Source organism: Virgibacillus dakarensis, assembly GCF_900155625.1.
GTDB lineage: Bacteria > Bacillota > Bacilli > Bacillales > Amphibacillaceae > Lentibacillus_C > Lentibacillus_C populi.
The window spans coordinates 1,787,325-1,805,239 of sequence record NZ_LT732553.1; the positions used below are offsets into that span (position 1 = coordinate 1,787,325).

14 protein-coding genes are annotated in these 17,915 nt (G+C 40.6%); 2 read left to right on the forward strand and 12 right to left on the reverse strand.

The genetic code is table 11. The annotated features are described in order from the left end of the window. Positions 1-91: 91 nt before the first annotated feature. From pnpS to citZ, 6 genes are all read right to left on the reverse strand, one after another. Positions 92-1,462 carry a two-component system histidine kinase PnpS gene (gene pnpS / locus CZ382_RS09020; protein ID WP_088050839.1) on the reverse strand — a complete coding sequence of 457 codons (1,371 nt, stop codon included), beginning with the start codon at positions 1,460-1,462 and terminating at the stop codon, positions 92-94. After that, complete coding sequence (locus CZ382_RS09025; protein ID WP_088050840.1) at positions 1,459-2,151, reverse strand: response regulator transcription factor; 693 nt, start codon at positions 2,149-2,151, stop codon at positions 1,459-1,461. The genes pnpS and CZ382_RS09025 overlap by 4 nt, the downstream gene beginning before the upstream one ends. Positions 2,152-2,334: 183 nt before the next feature. After that, positions 2,335-2,811: a MaoC/PaaZ C-terminal domain-containing protein gene (locus CZ382_RS09030; protein ID WP_088050841.1), complete on the reverse strand. Its 477-nt coding sequence runs from the start codon at positions 2,809-2,811 to the stop codon at positions 2,335-2,337. Positions 2,812-3,303: 492 nt separating this feature from the next. Next, on the reverse strand, positions 3,304-4,242 hold the full coding sequence (mdh, locus tag CZ382_RS09035; protein WP_088050842.1) for a malate dehydrogenase: 939 nt from the start codon (positions 4,240-4,242) through the stop codon (positions 3,304-3,306). Between the two features lie 171 nt (positions 4,243-4,413). Then, positions 4,414-5,685: an NADP-dependent isocitrate dehydrogenase gene (gene icd, locus CZ382_RS09040; protein ID WP_088050843.1), complete on the reverse strand. Its 1,272-nt coding sequence runs from the start codon at positions 5,683-5,685 to the stop codon at positions 4,414-4,416. A gap of 187 nt (positions 5,686-5,872) precedes the next feature. Further along, on the reverse strand, positions 5,873-6,988 hold the full coding sequence (gene citZ / locus CZ382_RS09045; RefSeq protein ID WP_088050844.1) for a citrate synthase: 1,116 nt from the start codon (positions 6,986-6,988) through the stop codon (positions 5,873-5,875). A 445-nt stretch (positions 6,989-7,433) separates the two neighbouring features. Between citZ and ytvI the strand changes: the two genes are divergently transcribed. Next, on the forward strand, positions 7,434-8,540 hold the full coding sequence (gene ytvI / locus CZ382_RS09050; RefSeq protein WP_088050845.1) for a sporulation integral membrane protein YtvI: 1,107 nt from the start codon (positions 7,434-7,436) through the stop codon (positions 8,538-8,540). Between the two features lie 3 nt (positions 8,541-8,543). Here the strand turns inward: ytvI and CZ382_RS09055 are convergent, their stop codons facing one another. The 6 genes from CZ382_RS09055 to CZ382_RS09080 all read right to left on the reverse strand — a co-directional run bounded on the left by CZ382_RS09055 (position 8,544) and on the right by CZ382_RS09080 (position 15,755). After that, positions 8,544-8,933, reverse strand: coding sequence for an FxsA family protein (locus CZ382_RS09055; protein ID WP_088050846.1), 390 nt, complete (start codon positions 8,931-8,933; stop codon positions 8,544-8,546). A gap of 56 nt (positions 8,934-8,989) precedes the next feature. After that, positions 8,990-10,750: a pyruvate kinase gene (pyk, locus tag CZ382_RS09060; RefSeq protein WP_088050847.1), complete on the reverse strand. Its 1,761-nt coding sequence runs from the start codon at positions 10,748-10,750 to the stop codon at positions 8,990-8,992. Between the two features lie 29 nt (positions 10,751-10,779). Then, complete coding sequence (gene pfkA / locus CZ382_RS09065; RefSeq protein ID WP_088050848.1) at positions 10,780-11,739, reverse strand: 6-phosphofructokinase; 960 nt, start codon at positions 11,737-11,739, stop codon at positions 10,780-10,782. Positions 11,740-12,170: 431 nt separating this feature from the next. Further along, on the reverse strand, positions 12,171-13,130 hold the full coding sequence (gene accA, locus CZ382_RS09070; protein WP_088050849.1) for an acetyl-CoA carboxylase carboxyl transferase subunit alpha: 960 nt from the start codon (positions 13,128-13,130) through the stop codon (positions 12,171-12,173). After that, a complete protein-coding gene (gene accD, locus CZ382_RS09075) occupies positions 13,127-13,987 on the reverse strand; it encodes an acetyl-CoA carboxylase, carboxyltransferase subunit beta (protein WP_088050850.1) in 861 nt (286 codons plus the stop codon). Before accD ends, accA begins: the two co-directional genes overlap by 4 nt. 559 nt (positions 13,988-14,546) lie before the next feature. Further along, positions 14,547-15,755 carry an NAD(P)-dependent malic enzyme gene (locus CZ382_RS09080; protein ID WP_088051023.1) on the reverse strand — a complete coding sequence of 403 codons (1,209 nt, stop codon included), beginning with the start codon at positions 15,753-15,755 and terminating at the stop codon, positions 14,547-14,549. Between the two features lie 334 nt (positions 15,756-16,089). Here CZ382_RS09080 and CZ382_RS09085 point away from each other — a divergent pair, with 334 nt between their 5' ends. Then, positions 16,090-17,808, forward strand: a complete 1,719-nt coding sequence (locus tag CZ382_RS09085) for an IS1634 family transposase (protein WP_088049902.1) — start codon at positions 16,090-16,092, stop codon at positions 17,806-17,808. Positions 17,809-17,915 lie beyond the last annotated feature (107 nt).

Here is a 17,915-nt window from a genome sequence, read left to right on the forward strand (position 1 = left end):
CAGTTCCCATCAACAACAGTTAGTTTTATTATACCAGTTTCGTTTAGCTTTTTAATATAAAAAGGCTATCTTCTATAAAGATAGCCCAGATTTAAGCTTTTGGGAAATAAACATGAAAAGTTGTACCTTTGTTCAGCTCACTGTCAACCGTGATTTTCCCGCCGTGTACTTCCATAATATGTTTGACAATTGCCAGTCCCAAACCGGTTCCGCCTGTATTTCTGCTCCGGGTCTTGTCAACCCGGTAAAAACGTTCAAATATTCTAGGCAATGCATCCTGTGGAATTCCGATCCCGGTATCTGCAACCGAAACATGGATAGATTGGTCTGTTTCGTCCATCGTTACCGTTATTTCGCCATGTTCGGGTGTATAACTGATTGCATTTGCCAGTAAATTAATGATTACTTGTTTGAAACGATCGGCATCCACCTTCATCGATAATCCTTGTTCTACATTTACGGATAATTGAATTTGCTTATTTTCCGCGCGCTGTTTAAACATAGGAATAATATCACGAAGCAATTCCGCAGCATTTACTTCGGTTACATGCAGGCGAAACTCATCCTTTTCCAATTTCGATAACGTCAATAAATCATCTATCAATAAATTTAATCGCTTACTTTCTTCAAAAATAATCGCTAAAAATTTTTCTCTTGTTTCCTGTTCCTTTGCAGCACCATCCAATAACGTTTCGGCAAACCCTTTAATTGATGTTATCGGTGTCTTCAGCTCATGGGAAACATTAGCAACGAAATCTTTCCGCATGATCTCCAATTTCTTTAATTCTGTAATATCATAAAACACGAGTACGGCGCCCTTAAGCATTTTTTTTTCATTAAAAATAGGTGCACCAACAATTTCAATATATTTTTTTTCAAGCTCTTTCGTTTGCGTTATCGATGTTTTAACTGTTTTTTCATAAAGAAATGTTTGTTGTACGGTCTGATGAATTCTCTCGTTTTCTAAAACGTCATAATAGAGATAACCGACATAGTCTCGCGGATTTTTGCCAAACATGGAGATGAATTTCCGGTTTACCAGGTGTACATATCCCTTTTCATCGATTAGTACCAAACCGCTCTGCGTATTATCAATTACGGTAACCAGCTGTTTCTCCTGCATCTCTTCCTGAAACGACAACTCACTTAGGTTACGGGCCAATATATTTATTTTTCTGCTTAATTCTCCAACACTGCCAATTTCCGGGTGGTGAATACGTGCCCGGTAATTCCCTTTCACAAGCTTGTCGACCGTCTTCGTAGCCGCTTTAATTGGCTTCACGTATTTCTCAAAAACATGCAGCAGCATAATTATTAACACAATAAATTCAATGATAAGCACAGAAAACAGGATAATATACTCTGATGTTAATTGACTAATCACAGCACCGGTTGCAAAGATGATTAAAAAAATTCCAATTATGTACGAAATCAGCGGTTTGGAAAAAAGCGATTTTTTCACTGTGGCTCCTCCATTTTATATCCCAGGCCTCTTATCGTTTTGATATAGATTGGACGTTTGGAATCCGGTTCAATTTTTTCACGTAAATGGCTGACATGGACATCAACAATTCGTGTATCCCCAACAAAATCATAGTTCCAGACCGCACTTAACAGCTGATCCCTCGATAGTACTTTTCCTTTATGACTGGCTAAATAGTGCAGGAGCTCAAATTCTTTGCGGGTAAATGTTAAAGTCTCCTGATTCATTTCGGCTTCATATCGTTCTGGAAAAATAAGCAGATCCCCCACTTTGATAAAGGATTGATAGGAATTGTTGTCTTTTGCCGTCCTCCTGAGTATCGCCTTAATCCTTGCTACTACTTCTTTGGGGCTGAATGGTTTTGTTAAATAATCATCTGCGCCGGATTCAAGGCCAGATATTTTATCTACTTCATCATCTCTTGCTGTTAACATTAAAATCGGGGTGTCCACTTGATTTTCCCGTAAAAATGCGCAGACTTCCATTCCGTCCATTCCAGGCAGCATTAGATCAAGCACGATAAGATCAAATGCATTCTTTCCTGCCTTTTGGACAGCTGTAACACCATCATAAGCAACCTCCGTTTGAAACCCTGCCTGTTCAATATTAAATTTTAGTAACGTGACAATCGATTGTTCATCATCGACAATCAAAATTCTTTTTGCCATTAAACAGTCTCCATTCCGGTGAATAACCTGTGATAAGTTTATCTTATCGTGAAGTGCTCGAAATGTGAACAGGTGGAAACGTAAAGATTTTTTTACAAAGTGAATGTAAGCTGGTATTCTTGTTCCCCAAGTGAATATTTTCTCCCTTGGGGAAATGTCACCGTCTATAACGGCACTAATCAATTAGAAAAAATTCTCAAGCGAACTTGCGGTAATTGATTTTGGTTTATAGGCAGGGCAGACAAGTAATTTACCGTTAAGCACTTGATCGCCATCAACATCATAACCGATTACGGATAATGTTATATGATGGTTGTCATAATCGATTGCAATAACTTCAGTTGTAAATTTCACTTCTGAATGATGATAAACAGGTTTAGGAAAGGCCATTTCGTGTTGAACGATATGGCTGCCGGGGCCAGGCAAATGCATGGAAATAATTGAAGAAACCATGCCAAATAACATAACAGATGGAACGATTGGCCGCTTATATGGTGTTTGCGTTGCATAATCATGTTGAATGTACAATGGATTAGCGTCGTCCGTTAACCCTAAATATAACAATAAATCACGATCTTCTACTATATGTTCAGCTGTATAGGAATCGCCAATTTGCAACTCGTTAATTCTTTTGCCCAGACGCCTCTTTTTATCAATCACCTTCCCCACCTCCAATGTATATGTAAGCGTTTACTATTATAACAGATCTTATCCTATTTTTCTATAGTAAGCATAACCGATGACATGGGAGAAAGCCCACTCAAACACATTGACGATACGGAAAAGGCTCCTGTTTACCATTCCTTCCGTAAACAGGAGCCTTTGCTATAAGATAAGAAGGTATATAATTTAGGCGCTATTCTGCTCTAAGCAGGGTAAGCCACGTCCGGCTCCAGCGCTAAAGCTGTAGTGGACTTCCCTCACCTCCGTACGATAAGTCAACATCGGTTCGGGTAAGAAGGAAGGCCGACTAAGAACGGGCTTTGCGCCCAACTCACGTCTACCCCTTTTGCAGGGGCATGTTTCCTTTATCTCCTACGGTAGGAATGTTCGGTTAAAACCGCCGCTTTGCGCGGCAACACCGAACCACCCGCATTGCGCGGGCGCAGTCCATACGTCGCTAAACGGGTGCTTGCGCCTTTGTTAAAATCCTTATTGCAAAACTTTCAATACGTTCTTCACTGAATCTGCTGATTTATCTAATGCAGCTTTTTCTTCGTCTGTTAAATCTAATTCAATGATTTCTTCGATACCGTTCGCACCAAGAATCGTTGGTACTCCAAGATAAATATCAGAATAGCCGTATTCCCCTTCAAGATATGCAATTGCAGGGATCACACGACGTTGATCTTTTAGAATTGCTTCAGCCATGACCGTAAGCGATGCTGCTGGAGCGTAGTAGGCACTGCCATTGCCCAAAAGGCTGACGATTTCTCCTCCGCCTGTGCGAGTACGCGCAACAATTTCGTCTAAGCGGTCCTTGGAAATTAATTTTTCTAATGGAATACCACCAGCATATGAATAACGGATTAACGGAACCATGTTATCCCCATGGCCACCTAGAACGAATCCGGTAATATCCTTGACAGACAGGTTCAATTCCTCAGCGATAAATGAGCGGAACCGTGCTGTATCAAGCACACCGGATTGCCCAATAACCCGTTCTTTCGGAAATCCTGATTCCTTGAATGCTGTGTACGTCATCGCATCAACCGGATTTGATAATACAACGATCAGACAGTGTGGTGAATATTTTGCAACATCTTTTGCTACAGTTTTCATGATTTTTGCATTTGTATTTACCAAGTCATCACGACTCATACCCGGTTTACGTGCCACACCAGCTGTAATAATAACCAAATCTGAATCTTTTGTATCCTCGTAGTTTGAAGTACCGGTGATTTTCGCATCGAAGCCTTGTACAGGGCTCGCTTCAAACATGTCCAATGCTTTTCCCTTTGTCGGATCTTCCATGTTTGGAATGTCTACAAGCACAACATCCCCAAGTTCCTTTTGGGCAAGCATCAGTGCAGTTGTAGCACCAGTGAAACCAGAACCGATCACAGAAATTTTATTACGTTTAATAGCCATTATAATCCCCTTCCTTACATCTGACAGAATGAAAACAATTCCTATCTGAATAGCAGAATGGAGCCACGTCCAGCTCCAGGGTATAGCCCATACGCAGCATGCATATGCACCTGGCACAGGACGTGTTGGTTTTAACAAGTCTCCCTGAAAACGGGGCTCCCGTTTTTGTACTTATTCCATATTTTTAATTAGCTCTTCGCCAAATTCGGAGCATTTTACTTCTTTTGCTCCGTCCATTAAGCGGGCAAAGTCATAGGTTACTACTTTAGACGCAATTGTTTTATCCATTGCCTTGGCGATTAAATCTGCAGCTTCTCTCCATTCCAAGTGTTCCAGCATTAATACAGCTGAGAGAATAACTGATGATGGATTCACTTTATCAAGTCCGGCATACTTTGGTGCAGTACCGTGTGTCGCTTCAAAAATGGCATGGCCGGTATCATAGTTAATATTAGCTCCAGGTGCAATACCAATTCCGCCAACCTGTGCTGCAAGTGCATCAGAAATGTAGTCCCCATTCAGGTTCATTGTTGCCACAACATCAAACTCACTAGGTCGAGTCAGGATTTGTTGCAGGAAGATATCGGCAATCGCATCTTTCACGATGATTTTGCCAGCAGCAACTGCTGCATCTTGAGCTTGGTTAGCTGCTTCCTTTCCATCTTTTTCGACAAGACGGTCATATTCAGCCCATGTAAATACCTTGTCACCAAATTCTTGTTCTGCAACCTCATAACCCCAAGCCTTAAAAGCACCTTCAGTGAATTTCATGATGTTTCCTTTATGAACAAGTGTGACACTTTTACGCCCTTCATTTAGCGCATATTGAATGCTTGCACGGACAAGGCGTTTTGTACCTTCCTCAGAAATTGGTTTAATACCGATACCGGAAGTTTCCGGAAAGCGGATATTATGTACATCCATTTCTTTTTTAAGAAATTCAATCACTTTTTTCACTTCTGGAGTACCTTTTTGCCATTCAATTCCTGCATAGATATCTTCTGTGTTTTCACGGAAAATAACCATATCCACTTCTTCCGGGCGTTTTACCGGCGATGGTACGCCATTAAAATAGCGGACCGGACGAAGGCATGTGAATAGATCCAGTTGTTGACGCAATGCTACATTTAGTGAACGGATGCCGCCGCCAATTGGTGTTGTAAGTGGTCCTTTAATTGCGATTTTATATTCGTCAATTGTTTTAAGTGTTTCGTCCGGCAGCCATTCCCCCGTTTTATCGAATGCTTTTTGACCTGCATATACTTCTTTCCATTCAATGGATTTTTTACCATTGTATGCCTTTTCTACTGCCGCTTCGATCACTTTACTTGCGGCAGACCAAATATCCGGCCCAATTCCGTCTCCTTCAATAAATGGAATAATCGGACGATCCGGTACGTTCATTCTCCCATTTTCGACAGTAATTTTTTCTCCCTGTGACATAAAAAAACCTCCTAGTTCATCTTCATACATTTCTATTCTATCATATTTAAATCTAAACGTGATAATAGCCGGCAGAAACCGGCTACATTCAGGATTTCCGATAAGATTAGGGTAGCAGGATTTTTAGAAAAACTTCATTCTCAACGTGCAAAAAAGCGCATGATAATTGCCCCCTAAGTTACACAGCTTAGCGATTTTCAATTGCAACGTATTCCTGTGTTTTAGGTCCGATATATTCCGCGCGTGGGCGAATCAGCCGGTTGTTGTCGTATTGCTCAAGAATATGTGCTAACCATCCGGAAACACGGCTAGTTGCAAAAATCGGTGTGAAAAGATCATGATCAATACCCAGGCTGTGATAAACCGATGCAGAATAGAAATCCACATTTGCTGGAAGGCCTTTATTTTCTTTAATATAATCTTCAATTTTCACCGACATGTTATACCACTTTGCCTGACCAGTAATTTTTGTCAATTCTTTTGACATCCGTTTTAAATGTTTTGCACGTGGATCGCCATTACGGTATACTCGGTGTCCCATCCCCATAATTTTTTCTTTGTTGGCAATCTTTTCTTTAATGTACGGAATAGCATTTTCTTCTTCGCCAATTTCCGTTAGCATTTTCATCACACGTTCATTCGCACCACCATGAAGTGGCCCTTTTAAAGCGCCGATCGCAGCGGTCACACCAGAATAAATATCGGACAATGTTGCAACGCAAACGCGGGCAGTGAATGTGGATGCATTTAACTCATGGTCTGCATGTAATACAAGTGCTTTGTTGATGGCCTCCACTTCGATATCGTTTGCTTCTTCCCCATTCAGCATATAGAGGAAATTGGCGGCGAATCCTAATTCCTTCTTCGGTCCAACCGGATTCTTCCCTTGGCGAATCCGGGCCAAGGCCGTCACAATTGTAGCCATTTTCGCCTGCAGACGAACTGCTTTACGCTTGTTTGCAGCTTCTTCCATTACATCTGCTTCATCGTCATATAATCCTAATAAAGATACAGCCGTCCGTAGTGCAGCCATTGGATGGACAGTAGATAAATCATATGAGCGCAAATGGGCAATAACTGCTTCCGGAAGTTCCATATTTGCTGCAAGGTCTGCTTTGAATGCGTCCAATTCCGATTTTGTCGGGAGTTTTAAATTCCATAACAAATAAACTACCTCTTCAAAACTGGAATGCTCGGCTAGATCATCAATTCTATAACCAACATATGTAAGTTGATCATCTATAATGGAACTAATTGACGATTGAGTTGCTACAACCCCTTCAAGACCTTTCGTTGTTGTCATAACAAACCCTCTCCTTTTCTATAATTTGCTGCTTATGACAAATAGTTATGAAATATTTTTGACAGCATCCCTTATAAAAATACAACATTGTTATCCCCCATGCACAATTATAAAGTATTCCGAAACTATTGTGAATCGAAAGCGATTGAAATCCGCAAAATTTTTCACAAAACGTTCATTTTAATGTGTGTTCAAAAGTCGCCGAATCTGTGCTTGAAGGTTGAGGTGGCGTAGATCCCGAGCGCCTTGCCTGCACGTTGCACAAGACGTGGGCCAATTCCAGCGTTCGCCGCTTATCAGTTGGTCTTCTTTTACACAAAATTACGGTTGGCAAACCATTTGTTAACAACTTTTTGGAATTACTTGTACATTTCCAGTCTATTTTTTGTTCCCGACACATAAATAAATAAGTACAGGTGGTAATCGATTGTAATGAGGTGAAAAAGTGTACAAGCAGCGAATCTTTCAGGTAATGCGGCTTTTCCTTGTTGTTGCGGTGATTCTTTCTGCATATTTCTTTTTAAAATACACAATGGTGTATCTGTATCCAATTATTGTTGCCATCATTCTTTCATTTATGTTTAATCCGGTTGTTACCTTTATGGAAAAAAAGGGGAGGCTTCCACGGGCAATTGCTGTGGCTGCAGTGATGATTGGATTTTTTACGGTTATTATTAGTAGTATTATTCTTATCATTACCGAAATTATCCAAGGGACTACCTATTTGGCAGAAATTATTCCTGCCCACTTTATAACATTCATTACTTATATAGAGAATTTTTTAGAAACCGAAGTTCTGCCACTTTATCATAAAATTGCATCCTTTTTTCATACATTGGATCCAGATCAGCAACAGGCAATCCAGCAAAACATCCAGCAACTAGCAAGCGAAATTGCTTCATCCGGCACTGCCATACTCCAGCATTTACTGCTAAAAATACCAGCCGCTTTACGGATGCTGCCAACATCATTTGCCATATTAACATTTATTGTATTAGCAACATTTTTTATTACAAAGGATTGGTTTTCTTTAAAGCAAACATTCCAGAAATTAATTCCGTTAAATGCACGTGACTCAGGCAGGGAAGTATGGAATCATTTAAAACATGCACTTTCCGGTTTTTTCAAGGCACAAATCATTCTTATCACGATCACGGGAATCACCATTTTCGTTGGTCTGCAATTGATACGTATTGACCATGCCTTGACGATTGCCTTCATCGCTGCTGCTGTAGATTTATTTCCATACATTGGAACTGGTATCATATTTATTCCATGGATTATTTATCTATTTTTAACTGAAAATTATTCGATGACTATCAGTTTATCGATACTTTATATGGTTATTATCGTTGGTCGCCAATTTCTGGAGCCTAAATTATTATCTGCTTCTATAGGCGTTAATCCGTTAGCAGTACTTATTGCAGTTTTTCTTGGAATGCAGGTATGGGGGGTATTTGGACTTATCATTGCCCCAATCGTGTTAGTATTATTGAATGCACTTCAGCAATCAGGGGTTTTCCGGCAATTAGGCTTGTTTATTAAAGGGTAACTTTTACCACTTGCGATAGATAATCGTGCCTTTGTTCATTTTGTCCTTAATGAAACGTTGCAGCCAGTTCCTGAATGGGGTTCTGGTCCACGGCAGCACCAGCAGGAAACCAATTGTATCCGTAATAAAACCGGGAGTAAACAAAAACACTGCCCCAATAAAAATGCAAATTCCGTCAACAATTTCTGAGGTAGGTGCTTGCCCCTGACTCACTAACTTCCGGGCGCGTCTCCATGTTTCCATCCCTTGTTGTTTAGCGATCGTAACTCCAACAATCCCGGTTACTAAGATGATAAAAACAACCCACCATGGTCCAATGATACCGCCTGCCCAGACGAATACACCTATTTCCATTGCGGGGATAATTAATAATGCAAGTAATATCCAGCGCAAGATCGTTCACCCTTTCCAAACTTTTGTAAAAAAATGAAGGGAATTCCCCTCCATTTTTACAATACACTTGCATGTCCTCTATATATGTCACCTTTCGCAGCATCGATTGTAATATCTTCCCCATCTTTTAGTAAATCAAATACATTTTTCACACCGACGATAACTGGGATACCGAGACTAAGCCCAACCACTGCAGCATGTGAGGTTAACCCACCTTCTTCGGTAATGATCCCACCGGCTTTTTCAATTGCAGGCATCATATCTCGATCCGTACCATAAGTTACAATTATATCATCCTCATCAACCTTTTCTAAAGCTTCTTTGGCATTTTTAGCTACCACAACTTTTCCATATGCACTGCGGCGGCCAAGGCCTTGTCCTTTGGCAACCACATCACCAATTACATGCACTTTCATCAAATTCGTCGTACCGGATTCTCCGACGGGAACACCTGCCGTAATAATTACCCTGCTGCCGCGCTTAAACAAATTGGTACTTAAGCCACGATCAATTGCAACATCAAGCATTTCATCAGTAGAGTGCGCCTTTCCACCCATAACGGCATAAACACCCCATACTAATGCTAACTGGCGGTTCACCCGTTCTGCGAATGTAACAGCAACAATTGGAGCTTTCGGACGGTATTTTGAGATCATCCTTGCTGTATGACCGCTTTCTGTCGGAGTAATAATCGCACTAACGGACAAATTCATTGCTGTATGTGTTACCGATTGGCTGATTGCATCCGTAATCGTCATATCAACCGATTTCGAGCGATTTGTTAAAATCATCTTGTGATCTAATGCGGTCTCTGCCTTTAATGCGATACAGCTCATCGTTGCTACCGATTCAACCGGATAATGACCCGCTGCTGTTTCACCAGATAACATAATCGCGTCCGTACCATCGAATATCGCATTCGCCACATCTGATGATTCTGCCCGTGTCGGACGTGGATTACGCTGCATCGAATCAAGCATTTGTGTTGCCGTAATAACTGGTTTACCTGCAGTGTTACATTTATGAATCAATTCTTTTTGTACAAGTGGAACATCTTCAGCAGGTATTTCGACACCTAAATCACCGCGTGCAACCATGATACCATCAGATACCTCCAGGATACCGTCAATATTGTCAACACCTTCCTGGTTTTCGATTTTAGGAATGATTTGAATGTGGGTTGCATTATGCTTCTCCAGCAATTCCCTTATTTCAAATACATCTGACGGTCTGCGGACAAATGATGCGGCAATAAAATCAATACCCTCCTGAATGCCAAATTCAATATCTTTCGCATCCTTTTCTGTTATCCCAGGCAAATTCACCTTAACATTCGGCACATTAACGCCTTTTTTATTTTTGATTGTACCGGAATTTAATGCCTTCGTTTTCAGTTCATTTTGCTCTTTGTCAATTTCTGTTACTTCCAATTCAATTAGCCCGTCATCAAGTAAAATCTTTGATCCTTTATGCACATCGTCAATTAAACCGGGGTATGTAATAGAAAAACGTTCAGCAGTACCCTCCACTTCTTCCATTGACACATATACAGTGTTCCCTTCGAGTAGTTCTGCTTCACCATTTTCAAACGTACCAGTCCTAATTTCCGGCCCTTTTGTATCCAAAAGAATGGCAACCGTCTGTCCCTTTTTCTCCGCAGCTTCTCTAATGTTTTTAATCCGGCTGCCATGTTCGGCAAAATCACCGTGAGAAAAATTCAAGCGGGCAACATTCATACCTGATTCAATCAATTGTTCCAACGTTTCAACCGATTCGGAAGCAGGTCCAATTGTACATATGATTTTTGTTTTTCTCATAAAAAAGCTCCTCCATTATTCATTTCAATTTAAATTGATAGCTCTTTTGATAGTTTGTACATATCAAAATTAATGTGGTGCTTGCTTGATAGCACTTCCTGTATATCGTGGTCAACCAGCATATTATTTTCTATACCAACCATACGGCCTGCTTTCTCTGATAGCAATATATCTACCGCCTGGGCTCCTAATCGACTAGCCAGAACACGATCTTGAGCGGTTGGTGATCCGCCGCGCTGGATATGCCCTAAAACAGTAACACGTGTTTCCAGATTCGTCGCTTCCTGAATACGTTGACCATAAGAAAAGCCGCTGCCAACACCTTCAGCTAAAACGATAATACTGTGTTTTTTCCCACGTTCATGGCCACGCGTCAGCCGGTCAATAACCTCTGAAAAGTCATCGGACTTCTCAGGGATCAATATGCTTTCCGCTCCATCAGCAAGACCTGCCCATAAAGCCAAATCCCCGGCATCTCTGCCCATTACCTCAATAACATACGTGCGTTCATGCGATGTTGCTGTATCCCTGATTTTATCAATTGCTTCAATAATGGTATTTAGCGCGGTATCAAAGCCAATCGTAAAATCTGTGCCAGAAATATCATTATCAATTGTACCTGGAACCCCAACACACGGATACCCTTTTTCCGTCAGTTTTTGAGCCCCACGAAAGCTGCCATCTCCGCCAATAACGATCAGCCCATCAATACCAAATTTTTTCAATTGAGCGATCCCTTTTTCCTGTCCCTCATCTGTTTTAAATTCATCACATCTGGCAGAGCGTAATATGGTACCTCCCCGTTGAATGATATCGCCAACAGAGCCAATTTCCATCTTTTCCATATTGCCATCAATTAACCCTTGATAACCATTTTTTATTCCATAGACGTCGACACCATGGTAAATAGCCTTTCTAACCACTGCGCGAATTGCTGCGTTCATGCCTGGTGCGTCGCCGCCACTTGTTAATACTCCTATCTTTTCCATTTCTTCACCTCAGGATGTACAAAATTAATATTATTACTGTCATTCCTACTATAAAGATAATCCTAATAACCCAAAATATCAATTATTAGATTTTATCATGCATTAACGGGCTGTAATATCCCGCCACTATACGTGAGTAACCAAAAACGGGAAGGAGGGGAGAAGAGCAGGCTAAAACCGTCACGTCCTGTGATAACGCCTGCAATAGCATGTCCTGTATGTTGAAGTTCACGGCGGTACAGTTGGAACACAAAGGAAAGCATCTCTGGATATGCATCGTACAGAGGAAACGTGATAATACTCGTCAGGAGTTTAGAAACAGGGCCAATAGAACATCAATGTCTGACTTTTATCGAACTTCTTTTATGCTAATCATTCCCCAAAAACGATCTTGAGATTGACAACAGTCAATCTCAAGATTAGTAATACGTCTATTCCATCTTTGTGTAGTCACCGATACGTTTATATTTTTCCCATCTTTTTTCTAATAAATCATCAACAGACAGGCTTGTCAGACGATCCAATGAAGCCTTTAGAACCTTATCAATATTAACTGCCTGCTGTTTAATATCCCGGTGTGCACCACCTCTAGGTTCCGGAATAATATTGTCCACTACACCAAGCTGTTTTAAATCGTATGAAGTAATTTTCATTGTTTCTGCTGCTTTTTGAGCAAGGTTAGCGTCTTTCCATAGTAATGCCGCTGCCCCTTCAGGCGAGATAACCGAATAGGTTGCGTTTTCGAGCATATGTATATGATCGCCAACGCCTAATGCCAATGCACCGCCACTTCCACCTTCCCCAATAACAATACAAACGATTGGTACGGTCAAACCTGCCATTTCCATTAGATTTTTGGCAATTGCTTCACTTTGTCCACGTTCTTCTGCTGCTTTACCAGGGTAAGCACCCTTTGTATCAATTAAACAAATAATCGGCCGATTAAATTTCTCTGCCTGCTTCATATGCCTTAGTGCCTTGCGGTAACCCTCCGGATGCGGCATGCCAAAGTTTCTGCGAATATTTTCTTTCGTATCTTTCCCACGCTGATGGCCGATGACGGTAACGGGTTTATCCTTGTAGTACGCAATACCGGCTACAATTGCCTCATCATCACCATAATAGCGGTCACCATGAAATTCGATAAAGTTTGTGAATAGTTCATCAATATAATCGAGTGACGTCGGACGTTCCCGATGGCGTGCCATTTGCACACGATCCCACGGTTGCAGGTTAGCATATATATCTTCTTCCAACGTTGCCAGCCTTTGTTCCAGTGTCCTGATTTCCTCTGATAAATCTATTTCACTATCCTTTGTGAATTTTTTAAGTTCCGCTATTTTTTCTTTTAGATTTACAATTGGTTTTTCAAATTCCAGCACCTGTTTCACGTGTTATTCCCACCTTTTTGATGCATCATCAGCAATGCTGCCAGCAATTGTTTCAAATCGTGCCGATGAACAACCTGATCCAATTGCCCATGCTTGAATAGAAACTCGGCCGTTTGGAAATCATCCGGCAGTTTCTCACGGATGGTCTGTTCAATAATGCGTCTTCCAGCAAATCCGATTAAGGCACCTGGTTCGGCAAAAGTATAATCTCCGATTGATGCAAAACTGGCCGAGACACCACCAGTTGTTGGATGCGTCATAATGGAAATCATCAGCCCTCCCGCATCACTGAATCGTTTGATCGCAACAGATGTTTTGGCCATTTGCATTAAGCTTAATACGCCTTCTTGCATTCTGGCACCACCAGAAGCGGTGAAAATGATAAATGGCAATGCTTCCTGCTGGGCGTTTTCAATCGCTCGGGTAATTTTTTCTCCCATCACAGATCCCATACTACCCATTCTAAAACTTGAATCCATGACACTAAACGCAGTACCTTGTCCGTCTATCATGCCCTTTCCGGTTACGACACCCTCATTCAATCCTGTTTTAATACGATCCTTTTCCAGCTTTTCTTCGTAACCTGGAAATTCTAGCGGATTGCCTGAAGTCAGCTGCTTGTCCCATTCCTGAAAGGTTCCCTCATCAAACAAACTGTCGATCCGTTCCCATGCAGTTAACGGGTGATGATATCCGCAATTCGGACAAACATTATTATTTTTTTTCATCTCTTTGCGGTAATAAATTTTATGACAGCTATCACATTTTTTCATTAAACCTTCTGGAACATCCAGTTTTCCTTGTTCACTTGGAATGGTTGCATATTTCTTTTTCTTGCCAAAAAAATCTTTAAGCAAGGTTTATTCCCCCTTTTGACACCAAAAGCGCCCTTTTCCTAACCATTGGTAGTTTTGTTACCAATCTAATATAGTATAATAACGTTGAAATAAAAAAGGTGTCATAAGTCGTCGATTTCAATTATTTACTATTTCCAAAATTAGATACCTGAGCAAATAAAGTGAAACTTCATTCAGTGTAGGACCCCCCACTAAATCTTAGTTGAAGCCTACACGATGTGCGTCACAAAGACGAAGACATAAGGACGTGGCGTTTTTAGTCTTTGTTCCTAGGTAAGAAAGTATAAGAATCCAGGCTCTATTCCGCTCATGTGAGGGTAGGCCACGTCCGGCTCCAGCGCCTTTGTTCCTAAAACGGGCTGTTATCCCCTACTTTCATGTTTTCGGTATACTTACGCTTAGAGGCTAGGGTATTACCGTACGTTGATGCGAAATAAACCTGCCAATTTCCTGCAATACACTTGATATGCTTTTTGTATTCGTGATTCTTACACAACCCTGTTATACTCCTATAGGATCAAAAACAATATACCAGACCTTTTCAATATCCTTTCTACCATCAATCAGCATCAATTTTTGTCAGTTTTCTTGTTCTTTCGGCAACCGCTTCCGGGTCAACCTGGATTCTGGCAACACCGGATTCCATTGCAGCTTTAGCAACACTGGACGCCACTAACGGTGCAACACGACCGTCGAACGGGGCTGGAATAACATAATCAGCATTTAATTCATCACCTGTAATTAAGGATGCAATTGCCTCCGCTGCTGCTACTTTCATCTTTTCGTTTATTCTGGTAGCTCGTACATCAAGTGCGCCACGGAAAATACCAGGGAAAGCCAAAACATTATTCACTTGGTTGGGGAAATCAGATCTTCCCGTACCAATCACTTTTGCACCAGCCGCTTTTGCATCTTCCGGCATTATTTCCGGTTCCGGGTTAGCCATCGCAAAAATAATTGGATCCTCATTCATCTTCGCTACCATTTCTTTTGATAATAGACCACCAACGGAAACACCAATAAAGACGTCTGCACCTTCCAGCACTTCTTCCAATTTTCCTTCTTTTTTATCTTTATTTGTCATTTTTGCAACTCGATCTTTCACTTCATTCATCCCGTATGATCGTCCTTCAAAAATAGCACCTTTCGAGTCGCACATGATCATTTCTCGCACACCAAAATGATACAGCAGTTTTATAATCGCAATACCCGCTGCACCTGCACCATTTGCCACAACTCTAATTTCCGAAAATGATTTCCCTACCAATTTTAAAGCATTAATCAACCCGGCAACGGTGACAATCGCTGTGCCGTGCTGATCATCATGAAAAATTGGGATACTCGTTTCTTTTTTCAGCTTTTCTTCAATAATAAAGCAATTCGGGGCAGCAATATCTTCTAAATTAACGCCGCCAAATGTTGGTTCCATCAGTTTTACTGTTTGTACAATTTCGTCAATTTTATTCGTATCCAAACAAATTGGAAATGAATCAACACCGGCGAATGTTTTAAACAAAACAGATTTTCCTTCCATAACAGGCAATGCTGCCTCGGGTCCAATATTGCCAAGCCCTAACACAGCCGAGCCATCACTAACAACTGCAACCATATTCCCCTTCATCGTATAATCATAGACTGACTCTTTCCGGTCATGTATTTCTTTACAAGGTTCGGCAACCCATGGTGAATACGCCAAGCTTAAATCTCTTGCATTACGCACCGGTACCTTGGATTGCGTGGACAATTTCCCCTTATTTTTTTTATGCATATGTAATGCTTCTTCTCTCAAATTCGCCACAGATCATCCGCTCCCTTAGCACAAGTATTGTAAATCATTTCAACACACAGTGGTCTGACCATTCGATTATTTTATTATAACAGATGGCAATATGGTGTAAAGTAAAGCAAGTTAATTTTGCTCTTCTAAGATTACACCCTAGTTTTGCAGAACCTCTAATCAATCGCTAACCCGTAATCATTGATTTTATTGATGATTACGGGTGTTTTTATTTTATTTTATTGTCATATTTATGTTGACTATGGTTGTATATAACGATATAATGGTAGTATACATAAGGAATCGACAAGAAGGAGGTGCGTGGATGTTTCTCAAAAAAGTGAAAAACAAAAGAACGGGTCGTACTTATTTGTCCATTGTTCATGGCTATCGTGACAAGGTTACCAAAAAATCAAAGTCCAAAACGATTGAATCCCTTGGGTATCTTGATGAATTGGAAAAAAAGTACGATGATCCAATTGCCTTTTTTGAAACAAAGGTAAAACAGATGAATCAACAACAAAATGAAGATAAGTTCACGATGACCTTTCGCGTCAGTAATGAGGATAGGCTCGAAAAGGATGAATCCAACCGAAAGAACTTTGGCTATGCCGCGTTAAGTAAGATCTATCACGAGCTTGGCATCCATACCTTTCTTACAAATCGTCAGCGCCATATCAAAAGTGGCTACGATGCGAACAGCATTATGAAACTTCTTGTATTTGCCCGATTACTTTATCCTGGCTCCAAAAAGAAAACATACGAAAACAAGGACACGTTCTTTGAAAATACTAATTTCTCGTTGGATGATGTCTATCGGTGCTTACCCTTCTTCAACAAACATAAAGATGCACTACAATTATGGATTCATGAACGGATAAAGGAACAATATGACCGAAATACAAGCCTTGTCTATTATGATGTGACAAATTATTACTTTGAAATTGATGATCCTGATGATTTACGAAAAAAGGGAGTTTCTAAAGAACACCGCCCCGATCCAATTGTTCAGATGGGATTATTTATAGACACGAACGGTATTCCCATTACATACGGTCTTCATCCAGGAAACATGCTTGACAAACAAACGTTAATCCCGATGCTTGGAAATATCCAACGTCATTTCTCACTTGGTCGGACAATTGTAGTGGCAGATAAAGGAATGACTACTGGTGACAATATTTGGTACACCCTTTCGGCCAAAAATGGATACGTCCTTAGTTATTCTGTCCGTGGTGCCAATAAGAAATTCAAAGATTATGTCCTTGATCAGAATAATTACCGCACTATTGGTAAAGGTTTCAAAATCAAATCAAGGCTCTATCCACGAGAGATTACCGTCACATCAAGAAATGGGAAGAAACTGAAGAAAAGAGTCGATGAAAAACAAGTTATTTTCTATAGCGAAAAATATGCACAGAAAGCAAAAGCAGATCGTGCTCCTGCGCTGAAAAAGGCGAAAGATCTTATCGATTCTCCTTCTAGGTTTAATAAGGCGACATCTGTTGGTGCTGCCAAATACGTGAAAAATTTGACCTTTGACAAGAAAACAGGCGAGATACTGAAAGATGCCAAAGAGGCACTGCTTCTTGATGAAGAAAAGCTAAGAAAGGAAGAAGCATTTGACGGTTATTATGCCATCATAACCAGTGAGTTTGAAGAATCGGATGAGCGAATCATTGAAATATATAGAGGTCTCTGGAAAATAGAAGAATCATTCAGAGTGACTAAAAGCGATTTGGAAAGCCGACCGGTATACCTATCAAGACCGGAACATATTGAAGCCCATTTCCTTACTTGTTTCGTATCACTCGTAATTGCACGGGTACTGGAACATCGCCTGAAAGGAAAACATTCCATTACAGCTATAATAGAAAGCCTGAAAAAGGCATCGTGTAGCCATATCCAGGAAAATTACTATCTGTTTGATCATTATGACGAAATACTTGCAGCTATTGGAAAAGAATTAAATTTAGATTTTGGGAAGAAATACATGTCTCTAGGGGAAATTAAAAAAATTTTAGGTGAGGTCAAAAAGGGGTAGAAAACACAACAACTTTATGACAAACAGAAACAGCCAAGAAACCAGTATTCACATAGATTCAAGGCTGTTTTTTCATCAATTCAACTGCAAAATTCAGGTTACTATAG